Here is a 15,083-nt window from a genome sequence, read left to right as displayed (position 1 = left end):
CCGCCAATGGGTTGACTCCCGAGTTGGCGCGAACCTAGGGTCAAAAACTCGGAGCACTCCCGAAATCGACGCCTTTCACGATGATATTGCGCGCAGCGAGTTATTCGAAGCGAAGGGGACGCAATGAAGAAAGTGCTCCTGGCGACAGCTCCGAAAGAAGCACTGGTCGAATCCGATGGCGTCGGCGGAAACTGGTACGACCGCACCGACACCTATATGGCCTGGACCTGCGCGGTCGACCTGGAGGACCGATTATCCGTCTCTTGTCCGCCGACCGGCCTGCGTTTCATCAAGCACAATGTGCCGGACGTCGAGATCCTGGAGTACCCGACCTGGCAGGAATACCTCGACGCGCTGCACGCCGAGGACTGGGACATGGTCGGCCTGAGCTTCTACACCTGGTCCACGCCGGTCGCGATCGAGATGGCCAAGTGCGCCCGGGAAGCCGGGGTGCCGGAGATCTGGGCGGGCAACTACGGGGTGCTCTCACCCGGCATCGACCAGTACTTCACCCGGCTGGTGAAGGGCGCCGGTGAGGCCCCGATCCACGAGTACGTCTACGGCACGCCGCTGCCGCGGGTGCGGCACCCCGCGATGCTGGGGGAGAGCGGCTTTCGCGGTATGAGTTCCCCGGTCGGTTATCTGTACTCCAAGCGCGGCTGCAACATCGGCTGTACCTTCTGCTCGACGCCGATCTTCAATCCCAAAGAAGAAGCCATCTTCATGGAGGACACGTACGCGGCGCTCGACGCGTACCGGGATGCCAAGGTCGCCCACGTCATCATCTACGACGAGAGCTTCTTCCTCACCAACCAGCTGGCCGAACAGGTCGTGGACGCCCTCGCGGAACGCGAGTTGCCCTGGATCTGCCTCACCCGCGCCGATCTGATCCGCGGACGGATACCCGAACTCACCGACCGCTGCATGGACGGCGCCATCGTCGGCATCGAGTCCTACCGGGACAAGAACGTCGCCGACGTGAAGAAGCGCGACGACGTCTACAACGTACGGCAGACCGTGCGCGAACTCATCGACAACGGCCGCCGGGCCCTCGGCACCTTCATGGTGGGCTTCGCCGAGGACACCATCGAGGACATGCGGTACGACATCGAGCAGCTCAGCCAAGAGGGCCTGTTCGCCTGCCAGTTGACGCTGCTCACCCCCTTCCACGGCACCCGGCTCTACCGCCGGATGGAGCACCTGATCGACGAGCCGGACCTCAGCAAGCACGATCTGTACAACCTGGTGTGGAAGCACCCGCACATGAACCGCACCGAAGCGCGCGACCTGCTCGCCTGGGCGCAGCGCCGGGTCAACGACCCGGACCGCATCGCCGCCCGGCTGAAGCAGGAGATGAAGACGAAGCTCCGCACCGAACTCGCGCGCCGGCACGCCGACCGGCAGGTCAGCCACTCCGGATCGCCGTCATGAGGACGCTGAACATCCTCTGCGTCCAGCTCGGCTTCCACGAGGCCTATCCCGACGCCTCCACGCTGGCGACGACGTACAACGACGGCATCTACTACGTCGCCTCCTTCGTCCAGCAGGAGTTCCCGGACGCCCGCGTCGAGATGTGCCAGATGTTCTGGGGCGAGCAGCCCGGCGACTTCCCGCTCGCCGAGTACGACTACATCCTCATCTCGGCGCTGGCCACCCACTTCTGGTCCAACCTCGAGGCGCTGGAGCTGATCAAGCGGCACAAGCGCGCCGACTGCGTGGTGATCATGGGCGGTCCGCACGCCGCGTTCGCGCCCTACGAGGCACTGCGCTACGCCGACTACGCGGTGATCGCCGAGGGCGAGATCCCGTCCGTCCAGCTGATCAGGGCGCTGGAGGCCGGCGACCCGGTCACCGGGGTCGACAACCTCGCCTACATCGGCGCGGAGGGCCGGTTGGTCCTCAGCCAGGTCGCCCGGTACGGCAACATCGCCAACGCCATCAACCCCCAACTCCTCGCCCGGGCGCCGAAACTGCACTGGGCGACGGTCTCCATGTCCCGGGGCTGCCCCTTCGACTGCTCGTTCTGCTACGCGATCCGCCTGCTCGGACGGAAGTTCCGCACCAAGACCGCCGAGGACGTCCGCAGCGAACTGGACGCCATCTACCAACAGACCGGCTGCAACCGCTTCTACGTCACCGACCTCAACTTCACCACCCGCAAGAAATACTGCCGGGAGATCGCCGAGACCTTCCGGGACCGGGGCTACAAGTTCATCGCCATGAGCCGGGTCAACCACGCCGACGACATGGACCTCGTCCTCGACCTCAAGCGCTCCGGGTTCGACGAGTACTGCCTGGGCGTGGAGTCGGAGGACCCGAGCGTCCTCAAGGCGTTCAACAAGCGCGTCGACCCCTCGGAACAGACCCGCCGGCTGCTGCGCTTCGCCGAGAACGACATCGCCATCCACTCGGCCATCATCTTCGGCCTCGACGTCCAGGACCGGTCGGCGATCGAGGCCACCGCCCGGTGGTGCGCGGAGGCCCGCATCATGCACCCGGTCTTCGTGTGCCTGGCCGAATACCCCTTCCAGGACCTGCTGTACGGGGCCCGGCAGGACGTCGAGGACCACCGGATCATCATGGAGGTGCCGACCTACCAGCACTACTCGTTCGTCGGCATCTTCCCTCGCGAGATGCGCCCCAGCGAACTCCAGCGGGGCATCCTCGACAGCTACGACATCTTCTTCGAGCGGGCCTTCGAGATCGAGCAACGCCCGCAACGGCGGGCCCGCCTGAAGTCCTACGCCCGCAGTGTCGACCGCGGACGGGCCGGCATGGAGCAGCACATCCGCTTCCTGGCGGACCTGGAGAAGCCGTACTACACCTCGTCCGGGACGCTGAAGGAGGAGCGCCTGAAAGCCGACTTCGACTCCCGGTACGGTGAACTCCGCCACTGGCTGGCGAAGTCGTCCAAGCGCACCGACGTCGAATTCGTGAAGCGATACGCGCGATGACCGGCACCGTCGTCCACGCCCTGCTCGACAGCGCCCGGCGCACCCCGGACCGGCTCGCCTTCCGGGTGATCGAGCGCACCGAGGAGGAGTTCGCCCTCAGTTGCGCGGACGTGGCCCGCCTGCTCCGCGGGACCGCGGCCGGACTGAGCGCCCAGGGCCTCGGCGAGGGCGACCGGGTCATCCTCGTCCTGCCCACCTCCCGCGACTTCCTGGCCGCGTACCTCGGCTGTCTGTACGCCGGAATCGTGCCGGTCGTCGCCGCGGAACCGACGGGGGCCCCTAGCGAGCGCTACACCGAGAACCTGCGCAGACTCGCGGAGCACGCGCGGGCCCGCCGGATCATCGCGCCCCCGGAACTGGCACCGGCCCTCCAGATCCCGGTCACCACCCCCGACGCCGTCCGGGGCGCGGCTTCCGGACCCGACGCGCCACGCGCCCGGCCGGACACACTGGCGCATCTCCAGGCCACCTCCGGTTCGACCGGAGCCCCCAAACTCGCCATGGTCCGGCACGGCAACATCGTCGCCAACGTCCGCGCCATCGCCGAGGCGATCCGGGCCAGAGCGGACGACTCCCTGGTGAGCTGGCTGCCCCTGTTCCACGACATGGGCCTCATCGGGATCTCCTACGCGCTTCAGGCCCGTATCCCGATGGTGCTCGCGGACCCCGTCACCTTCCTGCGCAACCCCCTGTCCTGGCTGCGCTGGATCAGCCGGTACGGCGGAACCCTGTCGCCCGCGCCGAGCTCCGCGTTCCACATCTGCGCGCGGGTCGCGCGGCGCCGCCCGCCGGACGATCTCGACCTGTCGCGCTGGCGGGTCGCCCTGTGCGGCGCCGAACCGGTGCACGCCTCCACCCTGCGCGAGTTCCAGGACACCTTCGGCCCGTTCGGACTGCCCGAGACGACGCTGCTGCCCGTGTACGGACTCGCGGAGGCGACACTCGCGGTGACCATCCCCGACGTGGACCGCGCCTACACGGTGGACCGGGTGGACGCCGAGGCCGTCGCGGCCAAGGGCCATGCCGAGCCCCGGCCCGCCGACGACCCGCGCAGCGTCGCCATGACGTGCGTCGGCCCGGTGCTGCCCGGGCACCGCCTGCGGATCGTCGGCGAGGACGGCGCACCGGTGCCCGAACGGGCGATCGGGGAGATCGAGGTGGCCGGGCCCAGTGTGATCGACGCATACCTGCCGGAGCCGGGCCCGCAGGGGCAGGCCGACGACGCGTTGCGGACGCCGGACGGCTATCTCCGTACCGGAGACCTCGGTTACCAGGCCGACGGCGAGGTCTATGTCACCGGCCGCCGCAAGGACATCGTGATCATCGCCGGCCGCAACTACGTACCGGACCAGCTGGAGCGGTTCGTGGAAGCCGTCACCGAGTCCCCGCGCACCCCGGCCGTCGTGGCCGTCGGCGTCCCCGACCGGAGTCTGCCCACCGAGCAGCTCCATCTGCTGCTCGACGAGCGCCTCGCCGAGGAGGGCGAACGGCAGTCCGTCACGGACCGGGTGACCCGCGCCCTCGCGGAGGCGTTCGGGATCGCCGGCGTCACCTTCCACTGGATCGCCCGCTCGCAGCTTCCGCGCACCACCAGCGGCAAGATCCAGCGCCATCTGTGCCGAAAGATGATCGAGGAACAGCTCACCGCGCCCAGCCGACACGCATGACGATGGGGGAGGCCCACACGATGCAGGACGAGAAGCACGATCCGGAGCTGTTCGACAAACTCGTCATCCACATCGGCGAGTTCGTCGAGCGGGACGTCTCCCATCTGACTCCGCAGTCGCACGTCAACAACTCCATCGAGGGCATGAGCTCGCTGAAGATGATCGAGCTGCTGCTGTATCTGGAGGACTGCTTCGGCGTCGACTTCGAGGAGTCCGCCATGGACAAGCTGGAGACGATGCAGGACCTGGAGGACTACATCCGGCAGACCCTGGACGCCTCCCGGCAGCAGGCGTGACCCATTCGGAGACGTCGTGCCGCGCCACGTAGTGGTCACGGGCATGGGGGTGGTCTGCTCGCTCGGCGCGGACGCCGACGAACTGTGGAAGGGCCTGATCACCGCACGCTCCGGGATCGGCCCGGTGACCCGCTTCGACCCGGACCGGTTCCGCTCCCGCCATGCCGCCGAGATCGACGACACCCGGGTGGTCTTCGAGCCGGGTCCGCTCCGGTTCGAGATCACCCGGATGAGCGGGTTCGTGCGCTACGCGCTGTTCGCCGCCGACCGTGCGCTCAAGGACAGCTCGATCGCCGAACCGCGCGACGGCGGGGTCTACCTCGGTGTCGCCATGGGCGGACTGCCCAGCATCGAGGCGGGCGTGCTCCAGCAGGAGCGGCAGGGGACACGCAAGACCAGCCCCTTCCTGATCCCCTCCCTGATCCCCAACATGGCGGCGAGCATGATCGCTCTGCGGCACGGCATCGAGGGGGAGCAGGTGACGGTCGCCGGGGCCTGCGCGAGCGGCTGCCAGGCGCTGGGGCAGGCGATGCGCGCCATCCGCTCCGGGGCCCGGACCTGGGCGGTGGCGGGCGGGGCCGAGGCGGTGACGACGCCGATCACCTACTCCGGCTTCGAGGCGATGCGGGCGCTCAGCAGGCACCCGGACCCGGAGCTGACACCCCGTCCGTTCGACCGGCAGCGGGACGGCATGGTCGTCGGTGAGGCGGCCGCCGTCTTCGTCCTGGAGGAGCGGGCGCACGCCGAGGCGCGCGGCGCGGTGATCCACGGCGAGCTGAGCGGGTTCGCCTCCAACAGCGGTGGCGACGGGATCACGGGCCTGTCCAGCCACCACATCACCCGGTGCATGGCGGACGCGCTCGCCGACGCCGAGCTGGCACCGGAGGAGATCGACTGCGTCTTCGCGCAGGCGTCCGGCATGGTCCAGGGCGACGCGGCCGAACTGGCGGCGGTACGGGCCGCGACCGCGGGCGGGCGCAGGATGCCCGTGGTCACCTCGATCAAGGGACACACGGGCTACGCGTTCGCCGCGAACGGTCCCATGAACCTGGCCGCGGCGCTGCTGGCGCTGCGCCATCGGACCGTGCCGCCCACCGTGAAACTGGACCGCACCGAGCCGTCGTTCGCCGACGTCGACATCGCCCGCGAGCCACGTGCGGCAGACCTCCGACGTTGTCTGATCAACGCGTTCGGATTCGGTGGGATCAATGCCAGCCTGGTGGTGTCCCGCGCCTAGCCGTGCCACCGCACTCACAAGGAGCACCGTCTTGAGTTCCGCGTCCCCGAGCCCCGCCGCCACGCACTTCGAGAAGCTGACCCGCTGCTGCATGCGCTGCAAGATCTCCCGGTTCCTCGACAAGACCATCGAGATCGAGAAGGCCGGCGTCGCCCGGGTGGCGATTCCGTTCCAGCCGGAGCTGACGCAGAACGCGGACTTCCTGCACGCGGCCATGCTCTTCGAGGTCGCGGACACCGCCGGGTTCATGGCCGCCAACTCGATGGAGGAGACGTACAGCGTCCTGACGGTCGACTACCACATCAACCTGATCCGGCCGGTCCGCAAGGAGGGCGTGCACGCCGTCGGCGAGGTGGTGACCGCGGGCAGAACGATCTACGTCGCCCGCAGCGACGTCTACTCCGACAGCGGCAAACTCGTGGCGGCGGGACAGGGCACCTACACCGTCTCCCAGATCCTGCTGACCGACCTCGACGGCTACGACGAGGCCTGACCGACTTCCCCCGCGCGACGGCCCGTTCGATCATGATGGCGGTAACGCGCCGCACCCACGCCTCGCTCACCTCCTTTCCTTCGTGAACGAGGGCGCGGCGGGCGCCGACCTGACCGTGCTGAACTGCGGGACGGCGGATCCGGGGCAAGGCGGTGCTGGAGGTGGGCCGGGACCGAACGCTAGGGGTGGGTCATGCACACCACGCGGGTCTCCCGGCATGTGAACGCACCACGCGCCGCCGTGTACCGGGCGCTCCTGGACGCGGACGCGGTCGGCCGATGGCGGGTGCCGGACGGGATGACGGCGCGCGTCCATGTCTTCGAGGCCCGGGTGGGCGGCGCGTTCCGGGTATCGCTCACCTACGACGTGCCGACCGGGGCCGGGAAGACGGCGGCGGACACCGACACCTACCACGGGCACTTCGCGGAGCTGGTGCCCGACGAGCGGGTGGTGGAGGTGCTCGAGTTCGAGGCCCCGGATCCGGCGCTGCGCGGCACGATGACGCTGACCACCATGCTCACCGACGCGGACGGCGGTGGCACGGAGGTCCTCGTGGTGCACGAGGGTCTGCCCGACGCGGTGCCCGCCGCGGACAACGAGACGGGCACGCGGATGGCCCTGGCCAGACTGGCCGGGCTCGTGGAGGGCGGTCAGGGCTTCCGCTGAGGGCCCGTCCCGCTCATCAGCGGGCGCCGGTCCAGTTGTGGGCGACGTCCAGGACGATCCGGTCGGTGAGCACCTGCACCCGGAACGGCAGCCGCGCGCGGACCCCGAGCCCGACGAGCGTCTCCCCTTCGAAGCTGCCGGCGAACCGGGTGTCCCGGAAGGTGCGGTACCCGGCGAGGTCGACCCCCGGCAGGGGCCTGCTCACCCGGCCCGGATAGGTGGGGGCGCCGGTCTCGGGGTCGTAGGCGGGCGCGGCCACCCTGACCTCCAGGACGGCACCTCCGGCGACGGGTATCTCACGGCCCGAGCCGTCCTGGTACAGCCGGTTCACGTACCGGACCGAGTAGCCGAGGCCGGCCTTGCCCGCGCCCGGCACGTCGACGACCATGCGGTCGTAGCAGGCGTGACGGCCGGTGCGGATGTTGTCGAGCGGTGTCGCGGTGGAGGTGGAGCGGACCTTGGCGGTGCTGCCCCAGCCGGTCGGGCAGACCGTGGTCTGCGCGGTGGCGGCCGAGGCGGTGGCGGCGGGCAGTGCCGGCACTCCCAGGGCGGCGACGGCGGCGAGTGTGACCCAGGTTGTTCTGCTTCTTCGCATTACGTCCCCCGACGGGTGCGTAGGTGTGTTATTAGGGGAGACACCCGAGTTGCGGGAATGGTTGCGGTACATCATGAAGAAAGCCGAGGGCACTCCGGGGCGCTCCGCCCACCTGAGTCCCCGTCCGTGAATGCTCTCCTCCGGATCGGGTACGCGGCCCCCACGACCACCGCCGCTACCAGGGGATTCGTCATGGAGACACCCGCCGACCGCCACACCGCCACCCCGGCCCGTCAGGCGCTGGACGCGCTGACCGCCGACCACGAGGACATCGCGGCGCTGAACATGCTCGCCGGGAGCGAGGTGCTGGTGCCCGTGCCGGACGACGCCGGTGAGGAGGACGCCACCGACCCGGGGGCCGTCGCGCTGCCCGTACTGGAGCAGCCGGACGGCGCTCCCGTGGTGCCGGTGTTCACCTCGGAGCCCGCGATGGCCGAGCTGCTGCCGTTCGTCGGCCGCTACCGGCTGGTGCCGCTGGGCGCGCTCGCCGCGCAGTGGCCCGCGGACGACCTGTCCCTGACGATCGACGCCGGCTCCCCGCATCCCCTCACGCTGACCTCCGAGGGCGTCCGGACGCTGCTGGCCAGGCCCTGAGTCACACGCCGGGGAGAGCCCGGCCACCAAAGTCGGTGGGGGAGCGGCCGGGCCCTCCCGGCGATGCGCTCGCGCAGGACCGAGTGGCACCGACTCCGCTCGGTCCGCGCGTCACGATCGCCGAACCCCCGACGATAGGGCCGTCCCGGGGCCGCGTCGCTCCTTCTTGCGCGGCGTCTGTCCGCAAAACGCGGGGGAACGGCGCGGCCCGGCTCAGTGCGGGGCACGCAGGGTCTGCGAGGGGCTTTCCCCGAACCGCTCCCGGTAGCGCCGCGCGAACCGGCCGAGATGCGCGAACCCCCACTGGTAGGCCACGGCCGCCACGGTCGTCGAGCCGGGCGCGCACACCCTGAGCTGGCCGTGCGCCCGGTCCAGCCGCACCTCACTGACGTACGTCATCGGCGACACCCCGACATGCTTGCGGAACGCCTCCTGCAGCGTGCGCACGCTCACCTGGGCGATGGCCGCGAGCCGCGCCACGTCGTACGGCTCCGCGGGCCGTTCCTGTACGGCGTCCATCACCCGTTTCACCGTGGCCGGCCGCATCGGTGGCGGCGGGCCCTCCAGCTCGGCCCGGTAGGAGTGGTCGGCGGCCAGCAACAGCCCTTCGAGCAGGGCGTGTTCCAGGCGTCCGCGGATCAGCGGGCGGCGCAGCAGGCCGTGCGAGACCTCCTTGTCCAGCAGGAACCACCGCACCAGCCGGGCCCAGCTCAGGCCGGCTCCCCGGGTCACGTCGATGTACGGCTCGAACCGCGGCGGCCGGCGCACCGGTCTGCCGAGCAGGGCCTCCAGGCCGTGCAGCACGGACACCTGGTCGAGTTTCACGGTCAGCGCGTGACAGTCGGGCGACCAGTCGTCGATGCGGATGCCGTACCCGGGGTCGAAGAAGAGGGCCCGCCGCGGGTGGGTGAACAGGGCGGCGCCGCCGCCCTGCCGGAGGCCGAAGCCGCCCTCCAGGGGTACGGCCACGTGGTAGACGCCCGGTTCGCCGAAGCTCATGCGCATCCCGGTACCGAACGAGACATCGCCCACGACCACCCGGCCCAGGTCGACTACGCCGAGCGTGGTACGGAACTGGGCGACAGGACCGGCCACTTCCAGACGAAGGTCGTAGTAGTGGGTCGCTATCGCGTCGTGGCTCTCCTCCACCGAGCGCGTCGAGTAGGTGACGAACTCGGCGGTACGGTCATCGTCCACGGACAAGTCGGTGTCTCCCCGTCCCCTCACAGGGTTGTGGGAGTCATGATGCCCACGGGACCGGGAGGTCGAACGGTCTGCCGGACACCGGGTCAGCCGTGGAGCATCCGGGCCAGCACGCCCCGCTGGAGCGGCAGCACCTCGGCGTGCACCTCACGGCCCCTGGCGGTGAGGGTGACCCAGACGCCGCGCCGGTCCTCGGCGCAGATGGAGCGCTGCACCAGGCCGTCCTTCTCCAGTCTGCCGATCAGCCGGGACAGGGCGCTCTGACTCAGATGCACCCGCCCGACCAGGTTCTGCACCCGGCAGTGGTCACCCTCCTCGGGCGCGGCGGTGGCGAGGATGTCGAGCACTTCGAAATCGCTCGCGCCCAGCCCGTGGGGGTGCAGCACGCGGTCGATCTCGCACATCGTGCGCGCGTGCACCGACAGGATGTCCCGCCACCGTTCCTCAAGTCCGTTCCCGGCCGTCTTGGCTGCCATATCTGCACGGTAGCACCGACCCGGCCAGTTGTTTATCTTGCAACTATTGCGCGTGCAAGCTTACCGGCGGTTACTCGCCCGGGTCCTGCAGCAGCCCGATCAGATTCCCGTCCGCGTCCTTGACAAAGGCGATCTGGCGGCCCGCACCGACCTCCTGGACGTCCTGGAGCACCTCCGCCCCTGCCTCCAGGAGTCCCGCGAGCGTGGTCCGGATGTCGTCGACGTGCCAGTACGGCACCGGTCCCGTCATGCCCTTGGCGTGGCCGTTGGGGTCGAGGCCGACATCCTGGCCGGCGTCCTTGTATCCGACGTAGTACGGGTCGTCCGCGTACGGCTCCACCCCGAGCAGGGCGCCGAACACGGCCTTCGCCCGGGCGAGGTCCTTCACGGGGTAGATGATGGTCCGAACACCGGCGGTCATGGCGTACTCCTAGCGTGAGACGGGTTCCGACGGGGTGCGTCGGTGGTTTCACGCTAGGGCGGTGGAGCCGTCCGGGGCTTCTTCGATCCTGACCGAGTGGGCCGGGTGGGCGCCGGGCGCGACGGCGTCACGTCGACTCGCGTTTGACCAGCTCGGTCGGGAGGATCACCGCCGCCGGGTCCTCGCCGCTTATCTGGGCCAGCAGCACCCGGACCATCTCCGAGCTGATGCGGTCCCACGGCTGCCGTATGGTCGTCAGCTCCGGGCGGGCCGCGAGCGCGGCGGGGGAGTCGTCGAAACCGCCGACCGCGACGTCCTGCGGGACCCGGCGCCCGGCCCGCTCCAGGGCCGTCAGCACGCCCTGGGCCATCAGGTCGGAGGCGACGAACACCGCGTCCATGTCCGGCGCCTGCGCGAGCAGCCGGTCGGCGCCCGCCTCGCCGCTGGCCCGGCTGTAGTCGCCGGAGACGATCAGCCGCTCGTCGATCCCGACGCCCGCCTCGGTGAGCACCTCCCGGTAGCCGGCCAGCCGCTCCACACCGCCCGGGGTGTCCGGCGGACCGGTCACCACACCGATCCGGCGCCGGCCCAGCGAGAGCAGATGGCGCACCATGTCGCGGGCGCCGTCCCGGTCGTCCGCCGCCACATAGCTCACCTTGGAAGCGAGCCCGAGCGGCTTGCCGCAGGCCACCAGCGGCACCCCGGCCTTGCGCAGCTGCTCGGCGACCGGGTCGCCGGAGTGGCTGGAGACCAGCAGCACTCCGTCGACATGGCCCGCGGTGATGTAGCGCGTGATGCGCCGCCGTTCGTCCTCGGTGCCGGCCAGCATCAGCAGCAGCGGAATGTCGTGCGCGGCCAGCGCCTGGGTGCAACCACGCAGCAGGACATTGAAGTTGGGGTCCTCGAAGAACCGCTCCTGCGGCTCGGTCAGCAGGAAGCCGACCGAGTCCGACCGCCCGGTGATCAGGGAACGGGCGTGCCGGTTCACGACGTAACCCGTCTTGCGGATCGCGGCGTTGACCGCTTCCTGGGCCGCGGGGCTGACGTAGTGCCCGCCGTTGAGGACGCGCGAGACGGTGCCCCGTGAGACACCGGCCTCGCGCGCCACGTCGTGGATCGTCGGCGGTCTGCGCCGCGCCCCCGTGTTGCTCATGGTCATGACTTTACGGCTCCGGAGAGCAGATCGAGGCTCCAGAAGCGCTGGATGACCAGGAAGAGCACGATGAGCGGCAGCACCGCGAGCAGCGCTCCGGTGATCACCAGGGTGTAGAGCGCGGGGGTGTTGGCGCCCTGTTCGAGCAGCGTGTACAGACCGAGCGTGATCGGGAACTTCTCGTCGTCGCTCAGCATGATGTACGGCAGCAGGAAGTTGTTCCACACGACCACGAACTGGAACAGGAAGACCGTCACCAGACCCGGCACCATCATCGGCAGCGCGACCCGGGTGAAGATGTGCCACTCGCTCGCGCCGTCCATGCGCCCGGCCTCGATCACGTCGGCGGGCACGGCGGCGGCCGCGTAGATGCGCGCGAGGTACACGCCGTATGGCGAGAGGACCAGCGGCAGCAGCACCGACAGATAGGAGTCGGTGAGGTCGACCTCCGCCAGCAGCAGGTACTGCGGGACGGCGAGGATCACCGGCGGCATCAGCACGCCCGCGAGCAGGACGTTGAAGAGGGTCTCGCGGCCGCGGAAGCGGTAGACGGCCAGCGCGTAACCGCTGAACGCCGACACGACCGTGGAGAGCAGGGCGCCGAGACCGGCGTAGAGGGCGGAGTTGCCCATCCACGTCCAGTACACGCCGTCGCGGTAGGCGTTGAGATCGCTGAGGTTCTCGGTGAAGCCGGTGCCCGGCAGGAAGGTGAAGGTGGAGAACAGTTCGCTGCCGGACTTGGTGGCCGCGACGACCACCCAGGCGACGGGCAGCAGACAGTACAGCGCGCCGATCAGCAGCGTGACGGTGGGCAGCAGGGCGATCCGGCGGCGCAGCGGCGGGCCCTGGGCGGTGCCGGGCGTGGTCCCGGCCGCCGGCGCGGCCTTGCGGACGGCAAGAGAACTCATCGTGCTGCCTCCTGCTTCTGACGACGGTTCGCGGCCCGCAGGAAGCCGAAGGAGAGCACCAGCGTGGCGAGGGCGATGATCACGGCCTGGGCGGCGGCCGCGTAGATGTCCCCCTTGCCGAAGGCGTCCTGGTACACCTTCATCAGCGGACTCCAGGTGGTGGACACGGAGTTGGTGAGCGGCTTGAGGGTGGTCGGCTCGTTGAACACCTGCAGCGTGGCGATGATCGAGAAGAAGAATGTCAGCACCAGCGAGGGCGCCACCATCGGGATCTTGATCCGCAGCGCGATCTGCGTCGGGGTGGCGCCGTCCAGCTTGGCCGCCTCGTACACCTCGGCCGGAATCGACTGGAGCGAGGTGTAGATGACGATCATGTTGAAGCCGGTGCCGCCCCAGACCGCGATGTTCGACAGGGCGAGATAGAGCGGACCGCCGTCCAGCAGGTCCGGCTGCGGCAGCCCCAGCCGGTCGAGCACGAAGTAGAACGGGCTGACGTCCGGCAGGTACAGAAAGCCCCACAGCAGGGCGGCCACCACGCCGGGGATGGCGTACGGCAGGAAGATCGCGAGCCGGGTGAAGGGGGCGAGCCGCACCTTGTCGGAGTCGAGCATCAGCGCGAACAGCAGGGCCAGGCCCAGCATCACCGGCACCACGATGCAGCCGTAGCCGAGCACGCGCAGCGCGCCGTCGACCAGTTCGCTGTCGGTGAGGGCGTCCGTGTAGTTCTGCAGGCCGGCCCACACCTCCGAGCGGGCGCCGGCGCCGAGACCGAGCCCGGAGACCTGCACCTTGCGGAAGCTGAGCCAGACCGCGTAGCCGATCGGCAGCGCGAAGAAGAGCAGGAACAGAATCGTCGCTGGGAGGAGGAAGGCGTACGGGGCCCCCTTGACCCCGTACGACGTCCGGCGGGCGCTGGTCACTCGGAGACCTCGAAGCCCTGCTTCTTCATGTCGGCGACGGTGTCGTCCTGCATGGTGTTCAGGGCGGCGACGAAGTCCGACTTGTTCTTGGCGGCGGCGCCGAACGCGTCCTTGAAGGTCGTGTAGGCGACGTTCACGTTCGGGCCCCAGGCGGAGGGGGCGGTGCTCTTGGCGATCTCGGCGGCCTGCGTGTAGAAGTCGGCCTGGTTCGAGAAGTACTCCGGCGGGCTGGTGAACGCGCCGGACGTCTGGGCGTTGGTGGCGGCGGGGTAGATGCCGCTCTCCTTGGCCAGCGCCTGCAGCGCGGCGTCGTCGGTGTTCAGCCAGGCGGCGAACTTGGCGGCGGCGGCCCGGTGGTCGGAGTCCGTGGTGACGGCGGTGGAGGAGCCGCCCCAGCTGCCGGTGACGTTCTCGCCCTCGGACCACTGGGGGAGCGGGGCCATGGCCCACTTGCCCTTGGTGTCGGGCGCGGCGGTGGTCAGCGTGCCGGGCGCCCACACGGCGGAGACCCAGGCGATCTGCTTGCCGGTGTTGAGCGCCTTGTTCCAGGCCGGGGTGTACATCGGCTGGTTGTCGACGGCGCCCTCCTTGACGAGGTCGCCCCAGAACGTGGCGACCTTCTGGGTCGCCGCGTCATTGATGCCGACCTTCCAGGTCTCGCCCTCGGTGGTCCACCAGCGGGCGCCGGCCTGCTGGGCCAGGCCCGCGAAGAGACCGGAGTCGTTGGCGGAGAAGGTGGTGAGGTCGGTTTCGGGAGACGCCTTCTTCAGCTTGCGGGCGGTCTCGGCGAACTCGTCCCAGGTCTTGGGGACCGTCAGCTCGTACTTCTTGAACAGGTCCTCGCGGTAGTAGAACATCATCGGGCCGATGTCCTGGGGTATCGCGTAGACCGCGTCCGTGCCCAGGGTGGTCTGCTGCCAGACGCCTTCGGCGAACTTGGTCTTCGCCTCGCCGGTGTCCCCCGAGATGTCCGCGAGCGCGTCATTGCTGACCAGGGTGGGAAGCGCCTGGTACTCGGCCTGGACCAGGTCGGGCGCCTTGCCGGCCTTGTGCGCGGTGAGAATCTTGGTGACCAGCGTGTCGCCGGACGCCTGCTTCTTCACCGTGACCTTGATCTGGTCCTTCTTGCCCGGGCCGCTGTTCCACAGGTCGACGACCTTGTCCATGCCGGGCGTCCAGGTCCAGTACGTCAGCGACACCGGACCGGACGCGGCCTCGGTGTCGTCGTCGGACGAGCCGCACGCGGCGAGGGCGGTGGCTCCGAGGACGACAGCGACGCTGGAGGCGGTGATTCGGCTGAGCCCGCTGCGCTTTGTGATGGGCATGGATCTCTCCCCTGACCTGGGGTTCCCGCCTGCTGCGAGAACCTGCCATGCTTCTGTGAGCGTTCACAGTAGAGAAACATCCCGGACACTTGTCAATGGTTGTTGCTGTGCGGTTATGTTGGGCTCGCACCACCGAGGATGTGTGTGCACGTTCCCAAATGATCGATTACCCGGG

At 69.4% G+C, this 15,083-nt stretch carries 16 protein-coding genes; 8 read left to right on the top strand and 8 right to left on the bottom strand.

What is annotated here, in order from left to right:
• The first annotated feature begins 123 nt into the window (after nt 1-123).
• From ACWD11_RS19735 to ACWD11_RS19705, 7 genes are all read left to right on the top strand, one after another.
• Entirely contained in the window at nt 124-1,431 is a 1,308-nt protein-coding gene (locus ACWD11_RS19735) for a B12-binding domain-containing radical SAM protein (protein WP_389417869.1), read from the top strand.
• Nucleotides 1,428-2,954, top strand: a complete 1,527-nt coding sequence (locus tag ACWD11_RS19730; protein WP_389417870.1) for a B12-binding domain-containing radical SAM protein — start codon at nt 1,428-1,430, stop codon at nt 2,952-2,954. Before ACWD11_RS19735 ends, ACWD11_RS19730 begins: the two co-directional genes overlap by 4 nt.
• A complete protein-coding gene (locus ACWD11_RS19725) occupies nt 2,951-4,621 on the top strand; it encodes an AMP-binding protein (RefSeq protein ID WP_451284388.1) in 1,671 nt (556 codons plus the stop codon). Before ACWD11_RS19730 ends, ACWD11_RS19725 begins: the two co-directional genes overlap by 4 nt.
• A gap of 20 nt (nt 4,622-4,641) precedes the next feature.
• Nucleotides 4,642-4,917 carry an acyl carrier protein gene (locus ACWD11_RS19720; RefSeq protein WP_451284387.1) on the top strand — a complete coding sequence of 92 codons (276 nt, stop codon included), beginning with the start codon at nt 4,642-4,644 and terminating at the stop codon, nt 4,915-4,917.
• Nucleotides 4,918-4,933: 16 nt separating this feature from the next.
• On the top strand, nt 4,934-6,154 hold the full coding sequence (locus ACWD11_RS19715; RefSeq protein WP_389417873.1) for a beta-ketoacyl-[acyl-carrier-protein] synthase family protein: 1,221 nt from the start codon (nt 4,934-4,936) through the stop codon (nt 6,152-6,154).
• 31 nt (nt 6,155-6,185) lie between these two features.
• Nucleotides 6,186-6,647, top strand: a complete 462-nt coding sequence (locus tag ACWD11_RS19710; RefSeq protein WP_389417874.1) for a PaaI family thioesterase — start codon at nt 6,186-6,188, stop codon at nt 6,645-6,647.
• A 192-nt stretch (nt 6,648-6,839) separates the two neighbouring features.
• The gene (locus tag ACWD11_RS19705) at nt 6,840-7,313 is read left to right on the top strand and encodes an SRPBCC domain-containing protein (protein WP_451284384.1); all 474 of its coding nucleotides are present in this window, start codon (nt 6,840-6,842) and stop codon (nt 7,311-7,313) included.
• Nucleotides 7,314-7,329: 16 nt separating this feature from the next.
• On the opposite strand, the gene ACWD11_RS19700 is transcribed toward ACWD11_RS19705, so the two are convergent.
• Nucleotides 7,330-7,908: an AMIN-like domain-containing (lipo)protein gene (locus ACWD11_RS19700; RefSeq protein ID WP_389417876.1), complete on the bottom strand. Its 579-nt coding sequence runs from the start codon at nt 7,906-7,908 to the stop codon at nt 7,330-7,332.
• A 192-nt stretch (nt 7,909-8,100) separates the two neighbouring features.
• Here ACWD11_RS19700 and ACWD11_RS19695 point away from each other — a divergent pair, with 192 nt between their 5' ends.
• Nucleotides 8,101-8,502 carry an SseB family protein gene (locus ACWD11_RS19695; RefSeq protein WP_389417877.1) on the top strand — a complete coding sequence of 134 codons (402 nt, stop codon included), beginning with the start codon at nt 8,101-8,103 and terminating at the stop codon, nt 8,500-8,502.
• 213 nt (nt 8,503-8,715) lie between these two features.
• Here ACWD11_RS19695 and ACWD11_RS19690 read toward each other — a convergent pair whose 3' ends face one another.
• The 7 genes from ACWD11_RS19690 to ACWD11_RS19660 all read right to left on the bottom strand — a co-directional run bounded on the left by ACWD11_RS19690 (nt 8,716) and on the right by ACWD11_RS19660 (nt 14,908).
• Nucleotides 8,716-9,699 (bottom strand): AraC family transcriptional regulator, encoded by a 984-nt coding sequence (locus tag ACWD11_RS19690; RefSeq protein ID WP_451284619.1) that lies wholly within the window; start codon nt 9,697-9,699, stop codon nt 8,716-8,718.
• A gap of 92 nt (nt 9,700-9,791) precedes the next feature.
• Nucleotides 9,792-10,181, bottom strand: coding sequence for a MarR family winged helix-turn-helix transcriptional regulator (locus ACWD11_RS19685; RefSeq protein ID WP_389417879.1), 390 nt, complete (start codon nt 10,179-10,181; stop codon nt 9,792-9,794).
• Nucleotides 10,182-10,251: 70 nt separating this feature from the next.
• Complete coding sequence (locus tag ACWD11_RS19680; protein WP_389417880.1) at nt 10,252-10,602, bottom strand: VOC family protein; 351 nt, start codon at nt 10,600-10,602, stop codon at nt 10,252-10,254.
• Nucleotides 10,603-10,729: 127 nt separating this feature from the next.
• Nucleotides 10,730-11,761 (bottom strand): LacI family DNA-binding transcriptional regulator, encoded by a 1,032-nt coding sequence (locus ACWD11_RS19675; RefSeq protein WP_451284382.1) that lies wholly within the window; start codon nt 11,759-11,761, stop codon nt 10,730-10,732.
• Complete coding sequence (locus tag ACWD11_RS19670; protein WP_451284380.1) at nt 11,758-12,663, bottom strand: carbohydrate ABC transporter permease; 906 nt, start codon at nt 12,661-12,663, stop codon at nt 11,758-11,760. Before ACWD11_RS19670 ends, ACWD11_RS19675 begins: the two co-directional genes overlap by 4 nt.
• Entirely contained in the window at nt 12,660-13,583 is a 924-nt protein-coding gene (locus tag ACWD11_RS19665) for a carbohydrate ABC transporter permease (RefSeq protein WP_389417883.1), read from the bottom strand. The genes ACWD11_RS19670 and ACWD11_RS19665 overlap by 4 nt, the downstream gene beginning before the upstream one ends.
• Nucleotides 13,580-14,908, bottom strand: a complete 1,329-nt coding sequence (locus ACWD11_RS19660; protein ID WP_451284378.1) for an ABC transporter substrate-binding protein — start codon at nt 14,906-14,908, stop codon at nt 13,580-13,582. Before ACWD11_RS19660 ends, ACWD11_RS19665 begins: the two co-directional genes overlap by 4 nt.
• Between the last annotated feature and the right edge of the window lie 175 nt (nt 14,909-15,083).

This window comes from Streptomyces sp. NPDC002776 (assembly GCF_053592195.1).
The sequence above is the reverse complement of the archived record's forward strand: the minus strand, read 5'-3'. Positions and strand labels throughout refer to the sequence as shown.

Bases quoted from the DNA above. Each gene is read 5' to 3' on its own strand.
- ACWD11_RS19735 (WP_389417869.1), top strand. From the start codon at position 124: ATGAAGAAAGTGCTCCTGGCGACAGCTCCGAAAGAAGCACTGGTCGAA.
- ACWD11_RS19730 (WP_389417870.1), top strand. From the start codon at position 1,428: ATGAGGACGCTGAACATCCTCTGCGTCCAGCTCGGCTTCCACGAGGCC.
- ACWD11_RS19725 (WP_451284388.1), top strand. From the start codon at position 2,951: ATGACCGGCACCGTCGTCCACGCCCTGCTCGACAGCGCCCGGCGCACC.
- ACWD11_RS19720 (WP_451284387.1), top strand. From the start codon at position 4,642: ATGCAGGACGAGAAGCACGATCCGGAGCTGTTCGACAAACTCGTCATC.
- ACWD11_RS19705 (WP_451284384.1), top strand. From the start codon at position 6,840: ATGCACACCACGCGGGTCTCCCGGCATGTGAACGCACCACGCGCCGCC.
- ACWD11_RS19700 (WP_389417876.1), bottom strand. From the start codon at position 7,908: ATGCGAAGAAGCAGAACAACCTGGGTCACACTCGCCGCCGTCGCCGCC.
- ACWD11_RS19695 (WP_389417877.1), top strand. From the start codon at position 8,101: ATGGAGACACCCGCCGACCGCCACACCGCCACCCCGGCCCGTCAGGCG.
- ACWD11_RS19685 (WP_389417879.1), bottom strand. From the start codon at position 10,181: ATGGCAGCCAAGACGGCCGGGAACGGACTTGAGGAACGGTGGCGGGAC.
- ACWD11_RS19680 (WP_389417880.1), bottom strand. From the start codon at position 10,602: ATGACCGCCGGTGTTCGGACCATCATCTACCCCGTGAAGGACCTCGCC.
- ACWD11_RS19675 (WP_451284382.1), bottom strand. From the start codon at position 11,761: ATGACCATGAGCAACACGGGGGCGCGGCGCAGACCGCCGACGATCCAC.
- ACWD11_RS19670 (WP_451284380.1), bottom strand. From the start codon at position 12,663: ATGAGTTCTCTTGCCGTCCGCAAGGCCGCGCCGGCGGCCGGGACCACG.
- ACWD11_RS19660 (WP_451284378.1), bottom strand. From the start codon at position 14,908: ATGCCCATCACAAAGCGCAGCGGGCTCAGCCGAATCACCGCCTCCAGC.